This is a genomic window from Ramlibacter agri (assembly GCF_012927085.1).
GTDB lineage: Bacteria > Pseudomonadota > Gammaproteobacteria > Burkholderiales > Burkholderiaceae_C > Ramlibacter > Ramlibacter agri.
In genome coordinates, this window is record NZ_JABBFX010000001.1 from 3,244,493 (window position 1) to 3,257,499 (window position 13,007).

A 13,007-nucleotide genomic window follows, 5' to 3' on the forward strand; every position below is an offset into this window, starting at 1 on the left:
AATCCAACATCCGGTTCGAGTTTGAAACACACAGGTTGATACAGGCGTCACCGCCGTATCGCCGGGTCCGCGGGAACTTCGTCCCGCGTCCCCCGGCACCGAAGCGATCGGCCTGTGTGTAAGCAGACGTGCAGGCGACGTACGCAACGCGTTACGAACCGCCCCGAGTGGTAACGGGAAGCCGGGCAATCCAGCCGGCGCGGAAGGGAGGCGGCGTTGGACCAACGTCTCGTGGGTATCGTGTGCGGCACCAGGCCGGAGATCATCAAGCTCGCTCCGGTCTACCACGCACTGAGGCAGCACCAGGAACTCTGCGTGCTGTGGGTCCACACCGGCCAGCACGACGCCATGGCGGCGGACATGCTGCGCTGCTTCGGCATCGTGCCGGACGTGCACCTCTGCCGCAAGGGCACTTCCCTCGAACAGTTCAGCGTCGACTGCCGCTCGCAGCTCGATGACCTGATGGCGCGGCAGCGCTGGGACCTCTGCATCGTCCAGGGCGACACCGAAAGCGCCTTCCTCGGCGCGCTGGCCGCCTTCTACCGCCGCGTGCCGGTCGGCCACGTCGAGGCGGGGCTGCGCACCTACAACCTCGAGCGTCCCTTCCCCGAGGAAGGCCTGCGCCAGATGATCAGCCGCATCGCCTGCATGCACTGGGCGCCCACCGAGCGGGCGCGCGAGGCGCTGCTGCGCGAAGGCATCCCGGCGCAGCAGATCGAGCTGACGGGCAACACGGTGGTCGACGCGCAGCAGTGGATCTGCGAGCGCCATGGCCTGCGCCGCGAAGGCCCGGCCACCAGCGGCCACATCCTCGTCACCGCCCACCGGCGCGAGAACTGGGGCGACGAGATGGAACAGACCTTCCACGCGGTCGCCGACATCGCGCGCGCCCATCCGCAGCTGAAGGTGCTGTTCCCGGTCCACCTCAACCCGGTCGTGCAGCGGCCCGCGCACGCCATCCTGCAAGGCCTGGCCAACGTGCAGCTGGTGGCGCCGCTGGACTACCTGGGCATGCAGCAGGCGCTGGTCAATGCGCAACTGCTGCTCACCGACTCCGGCGGCCTGCAGGAAGAGGCGCCCACCTTCGGCGTGCCCACGCTGGTGCTGCGGCACGAGACCGAGCGGCCCGAGGCCGTGGAGGCCGGCTGTGCCCGCCTCGTGGGCCCGAAGCGCGAAGCCATCGTGCGCGAAGCCACGCGCCTGCTCGACGAACCCGCCGCGGCGGCAGCCATGCGCCGCGTCGCCAATCCCTTCGGCGACGGCCAGGCCTCGCGGCGCATCGCCCAAGCGGTGATGGCCCGCGTGGCGCCCGTGGCCGAAGTCGCCACCGACCTGGCCGCCCTGGCGGCCTGAACCCCAGGAGCCGATCCGATGAAATTCACCGTTGTCCGCTCCGCCGCCTGCTCCGCCCTGCTGGTGGCGGGGACGGCTGGCTCGCTCGCGCACGCAGCCGTCACGCCGCCGCCGCTGCCCCTGGGCTCGGCGATGGCGCGGCCCGAACCGGGCCTGAACGAGCCGGAGCGCAAGCGCTACGTGCGCGCGCACCACGACAAATTGCACTACCGCCGCGACTACACCAAGGACGACAGCGTCTACGGGATGCAGCAGTTCCCGCAGGCGGCCGCGCCCGGTGCGGTGGCGCCTGGCGCCTCCGCCGGCGCCGGCGCCGGCGGCGCGGTGCAGGGAGGCGCGGGCACCGGCCCGGCGCGCGAGAAGACGGACCGCGGCGCGAGCTCGTGGTTCTACGGCACCAACAAGAAGTGAGAAGAACGCCATGAAGAAGCTTTACCTGTTCCTGCTGGCCCTGGTCATGGCCGCCTGCGCCGCGATCGCGGTTGCGCCCGTGTTCGCGCAGCCGGCGCAGAACTTCGACCTCGACAAGCCGAAGCTGCAGAAGCTGGTCAACCAGGTGAAGGACCCGAACCAGCGCGCGCAGCTGCAGGCGCTGCTCGACTCGTTGCCCAAGAACCTGAACCGCGCGCAGCTGCAGGCGGTCGCGCTGCAGCTGACGAAGATCATGGAAAGCGGCAGCACCAGCAGCAACCCCGGCGGCACCGCGCCGGGCGCCTCGCCCAGGGTGCTGGCGCTGTACGACGCGCCGGTCGGCACGCAGTGGGACAAGCTGGGTTTCGGCTACGCCATCATGCTGCGCAACCTGCTGGGCCACTTCAATGCGCAGGTGGACCTGATGCCGGTGTCGCAGTATCAGGCCGGCGCGCTGGAAGGCTACGACGCCACTTTCTACCTCGGCGCGATCTATGACAACCCGATCCCCGACGCCTTCCTCGCCGACGCGTCCACCAGCACCAAGCCGCTGGTCTGGTTCAAGTACAACCTGTGGCAGCTGGCCTGGAACACGGCCTACACCTTCCAGGCGAACACCGGCATCCAGTACATGGGCCTGAAGGGCATGAACGCCACGCCCTCGTCGGCCAACCCGAACCCGGGCTTCTTCGACACCGTCAAGTACAAGAACCTGGACTTCACCAAGTACTACGCGTACGACGCCGGCCACAACACCATCAACGCCGACCCCGACCTCGGCTGGGCCCAGGTGGCCGACGCCACCAAGGCCACGGCGGTGGTGAACGTCGCCAACGCGAAGACCGGCGAGCAGCTGCCCTACGTGCTGCGCTCGGGCAACTTCTGGTACGTGGCCGACCTGCCGTTCTCCTTCATCGGCCCGCGCGACCGCTACCTGGTGTTCGCCGACCTGCTGCACGACATGCTGGGCATCCAGCATGCCGAGAGCCACCGCGCGATGGTCCGCCTGGAAGACGTGGGTGCGCTGGTCAGCGTGGATTCGATGAAGAAGCTGTCGGATTACCTGGCCGGCAGGCACGTGCCGTTCTCGGTGGCCACGATCCCGCACTACGTCGACGCGCTGGGCGCCTACAACGGCGGAACGCCGCAGACGATTCCGCTGTCACAGGCCACCAACCTGAAGAAGTCGCTGGACTACGCGCTCAGGAAGGGCGGCGAGATCGTCATGCACGGCTACACCCACCAGTATGGGACCATGCGCAACCCGAACACCGGCGTGTCGGGCGACGACTATGAATTCTGGAACATCGTCGACAACGTGCCGGTGCCGGAAGACTCCACCAGCTGGGCGCTGGGCCGCCTGAACAGCGGCTTGGCCGAACTGCGCGCCAACGGCTACAACAACGTGCAGGCCTGGGAGATGCCGCACTACCAGGGCTCCGCGCTCTCGAACAAGGCGGTGCCGCAGCTGTTCACCACCACCTACCAGCGCGTCGTCTACTACACCGCCGACAAGCCGGACTTCTATGCGGCGGTGGCCAAGGACTTCGCGGTGGGGCAGATCTTCCCCTACATCGTGTCCAAGGACTACTACGGCCAGCGCATCCTGCCGGAGAGCCTGGGCAACATCGAGTACGACATCCACACGATCGACCCGACCTCCAACTACAACTACACGGCGGACGACATCCTGGCCAACGCGAAGTACGCGCTCGCGGTGCGCGACGGCTTCGCCTCCTATTTCTTCCACCCCTTCTGGCTTGAGCCTGACCTCGGCGTGCCCGGCTTCGAGGACTTCAAGAAGACCGTCGAGGGGATCACCCAGCTGGGCTTCACCTGGGTTGCGCCCAGCGCGCTGCGCTGAGATCCGGCCCGCCATGCATTCGACAACGAGGTACTCCATGGAACTCCACCGTTTCCTGCCTGCGGCCGCGCTGGCGGCCCTGTGCCTGCTGCCAGCGCTGGGAACGGCGCAGACGCCGCAGCTGCGCACGTCCGACCAGGTGACGACGCAGAACGCGCCGCCGCCCACCACCCCGGTGTTCAAGCCCGCCGAAAACTCCGGCGCGTGGGTGCCGCGCACCGTGACCTTCGCCGACCTGGGCTTCACCGAGCCCGTGGTGCTCGGCTACCCGGACACGGTGAAGGAGATCTACCTGCCGGTGCCGCCCAACATCGACCTCACGGGCGCGCAGCTGCAGCTGAACGCGAGCTACGTGCGCGCCGATGGCGGCCGCACGACGCTGATCTACGCGATCGATGGCGCACCGGTGGTGGCCAACGGCCTGACCGCGGACCGCGGTGACGCGAGCGCCACGCTGCCCATCGACGGCAAGCCGCGGCCCAGTGGCTTCGTGCGCCTCAACGTCGACTGGCGCACGGCCGTCGCCCGCGAGAACACCTGCGCCGACTCCCGCACGCCGGGCAACATCCTGCGAATCGAGCCCACCAGCAAGTTCGTCTTCAAGTACGACGGCTCGGCCATCCGCGACCTGGCCACGGCCTGGTCCTCGCTGCCGCCGATGCCGACGATCCTGATCTCGTCGAACAAGCTGTCGCCCGAGAGCTATGACGCCGCCTGGCGTGTCGGCGTCGCGCTGGAACGCGCCGGCAAGCGGCCGCAGATCCGCACGGCCGACGGCTCGGCCCCGCCGCCCGCGTTGCCGCAGGGCACCGGCGGCAACACGGCGCTCACGCCGCCGTCGAACGAGCCCGACATCGTCATCGCCGACAGCGCCTCGAAGCAGCCGGTGGGCTCGCACGAGATCAAGCTGGGCAACGTCAATGGCCGGCCGGTGATCCTGGTCGCGCCGGACGCCGGCGCGCAGGCGGCGGGCATCTTCACGCAGATCTGGCAGCAGGCCGCGGCCGGCAGCGACCTGCACGTGAGCGCGGTGGAGCAGCCGAAGAGCGACTCCAACGCCGTCTCGCTGCAATACCTCGGCGCCAAGCCGGCCAGCTTCGACGTGCTGTCGCATGCCGACTGGAACGCCAGCTTCGACATCGGCTCCGTCGCTGCCGACGGCAAGGGCCCCGGCACGCTGGTGATCGACGTCGCCGCCTCGCCCAGCGCCGCGCGCACGCCGCCCGTGGTCTCGGTCTTCATGAACGAAGTGCTGCTCGGCGCCAAGGAGATGGAAGCCACCGGCAAGCGCGAGCGCATCGTCGCGCCGGTGCCGCGCTACGCGCTGCAGACCCGCAACACGATCCGCGTGTCCTTCGTGCGCCAGCTCGCTTCCGACCGCTGCCGCGAGACGCCCGAGCCGTACCCGGTCTCGGTGCTGCCCTCCAGCCACATGCTGCTGGACAAGATCGAGGCGGCCAGCGACTTCACCGGCCTGATGGCCAAGTTCGCCGGCGGCGGCACGCTGCTGGTCCCGCAATCGCACATGAACGACGCCGCCGGCACGCTGCCGCGCGTCATCCGCCTCGCTTCCGCCACCGGCCTGTCGCCGATGAAAGCGAAGTTCACGCCGGTGGCCGACGGTTCGCAGCCGAAGGTCGACGGACCGTACCTGGCGGTCGACGTGATGCCCAAGGACGTGGCCGACAGCGGCGTCAAGCCGGAGAAGGACCGCCTGTTCCTGGCCGGCAGCAAGGACCATCCGCTGCTCGACGTGCGCGGCCTGAACCGCGTCGGCGTGCTCGAGGTCTTCGGCAAGGGCGACAACGTCGGCGCGGTGTACCGCACCATGGGCGACCAGCCGCCGGCGATGACGAAGCCCATCGCGCTGTCCAGCGGCAACCTGGCCATCATGGGCAACAACGGCCTGCGCACCGAGGTGAACACCAACGATCCCTCGGGGCAGGGCATCATGAAGGAAGCGCGCCCGGGCCTGTTCGAGCGCGGCTACTGGTGGCTGCTGCCGCTGGTGATCGTGGCCCTGTTCATCGGCCTGCTGGTGTTCGCCAGCCGCATGCGCCGCCGCAACAACCTGCATGGCGACCGTTAAGCAGTAGGAGAGCCGCGAGATGAATTGGGACCTGATGATCGCCGAGTACAACTCGGGCCTGGAGGTGCTCGCGGCCATCCTGGCGCTGGTGATCTTCGTCTCCTCGCTGGACGACCTGTTCATCGACCTGTGGTACTGGGGGCGGCGGATCGTCCGCCGCGCCAAGGTGGAGCGCAACCCGCACTACAAGCGCCTGACGGTGGAGCAGTTGCGCGACCGCGAGGAACAGCCGTTGGCGTTGATGATCCCGGCCTGGCAGGAGAGCGACGTCATCGCGTCGATGGTGCAGAACATGGTGGAGGTGCTGGAGTACCGCAACTACCGCGTCTTCATCGGCACCTATCCGAACGACCAGGCCACCATCGACGAAGCGGAGAAGATGGCGCGCCGCTTCCCACAGGTGCAGCGCGTGCAGGTGCCGCACCCCGGGCCCACCTGCAAGGCCGACTGCCTGAACGCGGTGGTGGCGGCGATCTTCGACCACGAGCGCGAGCACGACATGGAGTTCGCCGGCGTGATCCTGCACGACAGCGAGGACGTGCTGCATCCGCTGGAGCTGCGCTTCTTCAACTACCTGCTGCCACGCAAGGACATGATCCAGCTGCCCGTCGCTTCGCTGGAGCGCGAGTGGTACGAGCTGGTGGCCGGCACCTACATGGACGAGTTCGCCGAGAGCCACGCCAAGGAGATGGTGGTGCGCGAGAGCGTGTCGGGCATGGTGCCCAGCGCCGGCGTCGGCACCTGCTTCTCGCGCAAGGCGCTGATGGGCCTGGTGGGCGCGACGCGCAACAAGCCCTTCAACATCGACAGCCTCACCGAGGACTACGACGTCGGCATGCGCCTGGCGCAGATGGGCATGACCTCCATCTTCGGCGTCTTCCCCGTCACCTTCCACGTCAGCCGCACCTCGTGGACCAGCAGGAAGCGCCACGAGCTGCTGCTGCAGATGCCGCTGTGCGTGCGCGAGTATTTCCCGGACCAGTTCCGCGCGGCCTACCGGCAGAAGGCGCGCTGGGTGCTGGGCATCGGCTTGCAGAGCTGGGAGCAGATCAAGTGGCGCGGCAACAGCCTGGCCTCGCGCTACCTGCTGCTGCACGACCGCAAGGGCGTGCTGACCTCGTTCGTCAGCATCTTCGCGTACATCCTGGTCGCGCACTTCATCATCTTCCACGTCGGACTCGCCACGGGATGGTGGCATGCGTACTATCCTTCGCTGTTCCAGGACGGCAGCATCTGGCGCAAGATGATCTACATCAACGCGTTCTTCCTCGCGTGGCGCGCGGCGCACCGGGTGTACTTCACCACCGAGCTGTACGGCTGGGAACACGGGCTGATGGCGCTGCCGCGCATGGTGGTGGGCAACTTCGTCAACTGCATGGCGGTGGCACGCGCCTGGAAGATGTACCTGTCCTACCTGTTCAAGGGCACGCGCCTCGCGTGGGACAAGACGGCCCACGAATTCCCGAGCAGCGCGCAGCTCGCGCGCCGGCGCCAGCGCCTCGGCGAGCTGCTGCAGTCGTGGAACGCGGTGGAGCCCGCCGCGCTGGAGCGCGCGCTGGAGAAGCAGACCGACGCCGGCCTGCCGCTGGGCCGCGTGCTCGTGTCGAACGGCTGGCTGGATGAAGAGACGCTGGCCGAAGCCATCGCCTACCAGTCCGACCTGCCGCGCGCGCATCTCTCCGCGGATCTCGTGCGGCAACACGCCAAGGACCTGCCGGTGGAACTGGCGGTGCGGCACCGCGCCATCATGATGGGCCGCAACAAGAACAACCGGCCCATCCTGGCCGTCACCAGCCCGCTGTCGGACCAGGCGCGGACGGAGATCACGCAGGCGGTCGGCCAGGAGCCGGTGCAGCGCATCGCGCGCGAAGGCGAGCTCGCCACCGCGCTGCGGCTGCTGCGCGAAACCGACCAGGACGCCAAGGCGCCGGCGGTGCCCAGCGGACCGTTGCTGGGCGACATGCTGATCGAGCGCGGGCTGCTGCGGCGCGACCAGTTCGAGGCCGCAATGCAGGAATACAAGCCGGCGCAGCACGGGCGCATCGGCGACTACCTGGTCGAGCGCGGCGTCATCGTCCGCGAGCGGCTCGACCAGGTGCTGCAGGAGCAGAAGGGCCTGTTCGCCCGGGCCGCGGCGCAATCGGAACAACAACAGAGGGGATTCTTCGGCAAGGCATCCATCCAACCCAGCTAGGGGAAGGACCCCGGAATCATTATGAGACAACAACAACGAAAGGCGCTGGCGCTTGCCGCTGTGCTTGCGCTTGCATCCCTCCAGGCCGACGCGCAATCCCGCGCGTCGTCACACCGCGCGCCGTCCCGCGGCGCGCAGGCCGCGCAGGCAGCGGCCGACGCCGGCTACAAGGCGTACGCGCGCCGCGATTACGCGGCCGCCGTCGAAGAGGCGCAGCGCGCCGTGCAGCTGGTGCCCAGCCGGCGCGACTGGTGGCTGCTGCTGGCGCAGGCGCAACTGGCCAGCGGCCAGGCCGACGCCGCGGAGCAGGCGATCCGCCGCGCCGAACAGATCAAGGGCGACGACACAGCGCTGGCGCGCACGCGGGCCGACCTGGCACGCGCCCGCTCGCAAGGCTATGGCGACGCCATGTACAAGGCGCTGGCCGCGAACGACGTGAAGGGCGCCATCGCCGCCGGCACGCGCGCGGTGGAGCTCGCGCCCGAGAACCCCGGCTACCGGCTGGTGCTGGTACATGCTCTGTTGCGCGACGACCGCTATGCCGAAGCCGAACGGCTGGCGGGCGAGACCGTCGCATTGCTGCCCGAGAGCGCCGCGCCGCTCGCCTTGCGCGGCTATGCACGGCAAGGCCTGGGCAAGCCGGCGGAAGCGGCGGCGGACCTCGACCGCGCGCTGCAGCAGAAGGGCTTGGGCGCCGCGGCGCAACGCCAGCTGCGGCTGCTCGCCGCCGACTTGGCGCTCGCGCAAGGCAACGGCCTGCGCGCGATGCAGGTGCTGCAGCCGCTGGCGGCCGACAACGACGTGGCGGCGCGGCGCGAGTACGCCCGCCAGCAGATGAACACGCCGGGCGGCTCGCCGTCCTTCGCGCTGCGCGCGCCCGGCATCGACTGCAGCAACGTCGCCGCGGCGCAGACCTGCACGCTGCAAGCGGCCGCCATGCCGCCCGTGCCCGGCTACGTGAACGCGACCGCCGGCTATGCCGCGATGGAGCAGCGCGATTACGCGCGGGCCCTGGAGCAGGCGCGCCTGGCGACTGCCGCCGCGCCGCAACAGCGCGACTGGCAACTGCTGCTGATGAACGCCGCGCTTGCCAACAACGACTACGCGGAAGCCGACCGCGCCGCCACCGCCGCCTTGCAACTGGCGCCGGCGCCCGACGCCAGCATCCTCGCGCAGCGGTCCACGGTGCGCCGCCGCATGGGCGACGTTGCCGGCGCGAACGCGGATGCCGAGGAGGCCTTGCGCATCGGCGGCCTGCCTGCCACCGCCGAAGCCGGCCTGCTGGCCGACCTGGGCCGCCGCAACGAGGCGCGCGCTCGCCTGGCCGCCGCTTCCGGCGAACAGTCGCAGACGCCGCAAGGCAGGCTGGACATGGCCTATCTCTCCACCCGCATCGGCGACCCCGAAGGCGCGCGCGAGTCCTTCGCGCAGGCCGATGCGGCCGGCGGGCTGCCGCCGACCTCGCTGCTCGATGCCGGCTATGCCGCCATGCACAGCAAGCACGACGCCGAGGCCGCGCACTACTTCGAGCGCGCCATCGACGCCGTCAACGGCCTGCAGCTGAAGCTGGATCCGCAGATGGTGTACGACGTGCGCCGCACGCACGCCGACCTCACGCGCAAGTGGGGCGTGCTCGCCTCGCTGACCTCGCGCAACGGCGCCGGCGTGCTGCCCGGCTTCGGCATCACCGGCGGCCCGGTGAACGAGCGCGCGACGCAGCTCGGCGCCGAGGCCTATTACCGGCCCTGGGGCTACCGCAACGGCGAGTTCGTCGAGTTCTTCGCGCGCGGCTTCATGACGGTGGACGGTGGCCAGAACAGCGGCTCCACCGGCACCGACAGCTTCGTCGGCACCGTGGGCGTGCGCTGGAAGCCGATCTCGGCGACCAACCTGATGCTGTCCTTCGGCCGCGTGTTCGGGCCGAACGTGCGCGACGACTGGCTGGGGCAGATCGGCTGGTCCTGGGACTACGGCAACGACCTGTTCGTCGACCGCAGTTCGTGGTGGACCACCTTGCTGTACGCCGAGGCGGGCCACTACTTCGAGGCCGGCACCAACTACGGCATCGCACAGGGCGAGTTCGGCCGCAGCTACCTGGTGGGCAGCAGCGGGCGCACCACCGTGTTCCCGCACATCTTCGTCGGCGCCGAATACAACTCGGACGACCCGGTGGCCAAGACGGCTGCCGGCATCGGCCCGGGCGTGCGGCTGCGGCACTGGTTCCGCGAGGACGTGTACAACGCGCCGCGTTCCTACTGGGACGTGACCTTGCAGTACCGCGCCCGGCTGACCGGCGACGACCGCATGCAGGGCCTGTACTTCAACACGCTGCTCAATTACTGAGGACCGCATGCGCCGCTTCCTTCCCGGCCTGCTGGCGGCGGCTGCGCTGCTGGCCGGCTGCGCCACGACCGTGCCCCCGATCGAGGGCGTGGTCTGGCAGATCGACAACGACAGCACGCAGCCCCAGGGCGACTGGGACAAGCTGGGCGTGCACAGCCTGCTGGTGCAATGGACGGTGGTGGACGGCCAGGCCTTCGTCAATGGCACGCCGCTGCCGGCCGGCGCGAAGCAGCCGGACTGGCGCAAGATCGCCGCCCAGCCCTGGGCGCAGGAGGTGATCGTGGGCCTGGCCGGCCGGTTCGACGAGCGCGGCGCGCGCAGCGACATCGAGGGCCTGGTGAAGCTGTCGGCGCAGGTGGCGAAGACGCCGCCGCCGGTGCACGTGGCGGGCTGGTACTTCCCGATCGAGATCGATCCGACCTGGACCGAGGCGGCCAAGCTGGGGCCGCTGCTGCAGCAGCTGCCGCGGCCGCTTTGGATCAGCGTCTACGACAGCGCCAACGTCGGCCCCAACGAGCTGGCCGACAGCCTGGCGGGCTGGCTGCCCAGTGACGTCGGCGTGTTCTTCCAGGACGGCGTCGGCGTGCAAGCGCGCGAGCCCTACGTGGCCGTCGACTACATCAAGGCCTTGCAGCGGCGGCTTGGCAAGGAGCGCGTGCGCGTGATCGCCGAGGCCTTCCGGCCGCAGGTGGGCGGCGGATTCCGCCCGGCTACACTCGATGAACTGCGGCCGCAGCTGGCCACCTACGCCGGCTACCCGATCTACCTGTTCGAAGGGCCGCGCTACGTTTCCCCGCGCCTCGTGCAGGACCTCGCAGCCCTCCAGCAGCGCAGGTAGTCTTCGTCCTACAGGGTGTGCGCTCGCCTTCTGACAGGACTGGTTTTGCAGAGCTTCTTACAGTGCGTAGGCCCATGAAAAGTCTGCTTACGCTCCCCTGCACTTTGGCGACAGCCGTGTTATTGGGGCTGCCCTGGGCAGCCGGCGCGCAAGCCCTGGGCAACATCAAGGCCGAGGCTTTCATCGGCCGGCCGCTGGAAGCGAGCCTGCCGATCACGCTGGAGGAGGGCGCCAGTCCGTGCGTGCGGGCCGAGGTGTCCTTCGGCGACAGCAAGCTGCCGCCACAACAGGTGAGCGCCACGGTGCTGGGCGCGCCCGGCGCCCAGCGCGTGCGCGTGCAGACCAGCCTGCCCATCGACGAACCGGTGGTGACGGTGGCGGTGCGCGCGGGCTGCGGCAGCAGCATGACGCGCAGCTTCACCTTGCTGCCCGAGTACCCGACCCAGGCGATGCTGGCTGACGCCGCCACGAGCCGCGTGCGGCCGCCGGCCGAAAGCAGGATGGCGGTGGCGCAGCGCGCCAGCGTGGCGCCGCTGAAGGTGAAGGCCGCCGATGGCGTGATGGCGCCGAAGCCTCTGCACGCGCCGCGTGGCATCATCAAGGCGAAGCTGCCGGCCGGCGCGCGCCTGCAGCTGGAAGCCTGGGAATCCGATCCGCAAGCGATCCTGCGCGTGAGTTCCACCTTGAGCCCGACGCAGGAAGGGGCCGGGCGGGCGACCGCGGCCCTGCTGTGGCAGGCGATCAATGCGAGCCCCGAGCAGTTGCTGCGCACCTCGGCCAACCTGCAGCAGCTGGAAGGCGAGCTCGCGCGGCTGCGGCAGGCCGCGGGCCGGACGCACGACGACGTGCTGGCGCTGCGGCACGAACTGGAGGCGCCGCAGCCCATGGTGCTGCCGGCGCAGGGTCTCAGGCTGCTGGCGCTGCTGCTGGCCCTGGGTGCTGGCACGCTGGCCATCCTGTGGTGGCGCGCGCGCCAGGGCGGGGCCGGCGAGTGGTCCGGTGTGCCACTGGGGCCCGTGTTCGCGGGTCTGGAGCCCGCGCCGGTGCAGCGCGCGGCGCAGGCTGATGCGGTGCAGCCCGCGCCGCAGGCCGAGGTGGTCGCGGCGATGCAGCCGCAGCCGGCGTCCCCCGCGCCGCTGCTGCACCGGCCCATGGCCACCTTGCTGCGGGTGGAGACGCTGGCCGCGACCTTCGACGAAGTCGACTTCCTGGCCTCGCTGGGCCTGTGGAACGACGCGATGGACGTCCTCAAGGGCTACCTCGAGGACAGCGCGGCGCCGGCGCCGCTGGCCTACTACGAGCTGATGCGCCTGTGCGTGCACCTCGACGACGTCGGCAGCCTGCAGGCGGTGCGCAAGCGCTATGCGCAGGTGTTCGGCGTCGACGCGCCGAAGTTCGAGCAGATCAACGCGCCGCTGGGCATCGAGAGCTATCCCGAGCTGGCCGGCCGCCTCACCGCGGGCTGGGGTCGGCACGACGCACTGGATTTCATCGAGCTCACGCTGTTCACCGTCGCTCCGCCCGGCAAGGCCTGCTCGCTGCAGGCCGGGCGCGACCTGCTGTTCCTGCACGACCTGGCGATGGCGGAACTGCGCGAAGGCGAGGGCGATGGCCACGCCATCGCGCCCTGGGCGAATGCGGACGACCCGCGCCACGCGCTGGACGCGATGCCCGACGTGGCCAGCCACCATCGCTTCGCGCTCGACCTGGATCTCGATCAGGATGCCGGCGACGGCGAATTGCGCGACAGCGAGGCGGCACCGCTGGCGCTGGCGCCGCGCCGCCCGGTGGTCCGGCGGCCGGAGCCCGAGTCGGAGACGACCGATTCGATGCCGCTCGCGCTCGATATCGAGGCCTTCGACGCCGCGGTGGCGACGGAGCGCCTGCGCCGCAAGTAAGGATCCGACACAGGAGG

The 13,007-nt window shown here is 69.8% G+C and carries 8 protein-coding genes; all 8 read left to right on the plus strand.

Annotated elements, in window-relative coordinates; genetic code table 11:
* Positions 1-216 precede the first annotated feature (216 nt).
* A complete protein-coding gene (gene wecB / locus HHL11_RS15835) occupies positions 217-1,353 on the plus strand; it encodes a non-hydrolyzing UDP-N-acetylglucosamine 2-epimerase (protein ID WP_169419309.1) in 1,137 nt (378 codons plus the stop codon).
* A gap of 18 nt (positions 1,354-1,371) precedes the next feature.
* Positions 1,372-1,764, plus strand: coding sequence for a hypothetical protein (locus HHL11_RS15840; RefSeq protein ID WP_169419310.1), 393 nt, complete (start codon positions 1,372-1,374; stop codon positions 1,762-1,764).
* 10 nt (positions 1,765-1,774) lie between these two features.
* Complete coding sequence (locus HHL11_RS15845; RefSeq protein ID WP_425355199.1) at positions 1,775-3,628, plus strand: DUF2334 domain-containing protein; 1,854 nt, start codon at positions 1,775-1,777, stop codon at positions 3,626-3,628.
* Between the two features lie 37 nt (positions 3,629-3,665).
* The gene (locus HHL11_RS15850) at positions 3,666-5,717 is read left to right on the plus strand and encodes a hypothetical protein (RefSeq protein ID WP_169419311.1); all 2,052 of its coding nucleotides are present in this window, start codon (positions 3,666-3,668) and stop codon (positions 5,715-5,717) included.
* Between the two features lie 19 nt (positions 5,718-5,736).
* On the plus strand, positions 5,737-7,911 hold the full coding sequence (locus tag HHL11_RS15855; protein WP_169419312.1) for a glycosyl transferase family protein: 2,175 nt from the start codon (positions 5,737-5,739) through the stop codon (positions 7,909-7,911).
* A gap of 21 nt (positions 7,912-7,932) precedes the next feature.
* Positions 7,933-10,254, plus strand: a complete 2,322-nt coding sequence (locus HHL11_RS15860; RefSeq protein WP_169419313.1) for an NfrA family protein — start codon at positions 7,933-7,935, stop codon at positions 10,252-10,254.
* Between the two features lie 7 nt (positions 10,255-10,261).
* Positions 10,262-11,092, plus strand: coding sequence for a DUF4434 domain-containing protein (locus tag HHL11_RS15865; protein ID WP_169419314.1), 831 nt, complete (start codon positions 10,262-10,264; stop codon positions 11,090-11,092).
* A gap of 116 nt (positions 11,093-11,208) precedes the next feature.
* Positions 11,209-12,990, plus strand: coding sequence for a hypothetical protein (locus tag HHL11_RS15870; protein ID WP_169419315.1), 1,782 nt, complete (start codon positions 11,209-11,211; stop codon positions 12,988-12,990).
* Positions 12,991-13,007: the final 17 nt, after the last annotated feature.

What these genes read in the sequence shown, in the direction of transcription:
- HHL11_RS15840 (WP_169419310.1), top strand. Translation starts at nt 1,372, where the DNA reads ATGAAATTCACCGTTGTCCGCTCCGCCGCCTGCTCCGCCCTGCTGGTG.
- HHL11_RS15845 (WP_425355199.1), top strand. Translation starts at nt 1,775, where the DNA reads ATGAAGAAGCTTTACCTGTTCCTGCTGGCCCTGGTCATGGCCGCCTGC.
- HHL11_RS15850 (WP_169419311.1), top strand. Translation starts at nt 3,666, where the DNA reads ATGGAACTCCACCGTTTCCTGCCTGCGGCCGCGCTGGCGGCCCTGTGC.
- HHL11_RS15855 (WP_169419312.1), top strand. Translation starts at nt 5,737, where the DNA reads ATGAATTGGGACCTGATGATCGCCGAGTACAACTCGGGCCTGGAGGTG.
- HHL11_RS15860 (WP_169419313.1), top strand. Translation starts at nt 7,933, where the DNA reads ATGAGACAACAACAACGAAAGGCGCTGGCGCTTGCCGCTGTGCTTGCG.
- HHL11_RS15865 (WP_169419314.1), top strand. Translation starts at nt 10,262, where the DNA reads ATGCGCCGCTTCCTTCCCGGCCTGCTGGCGGCGGCTGCGCTGCTGGCC.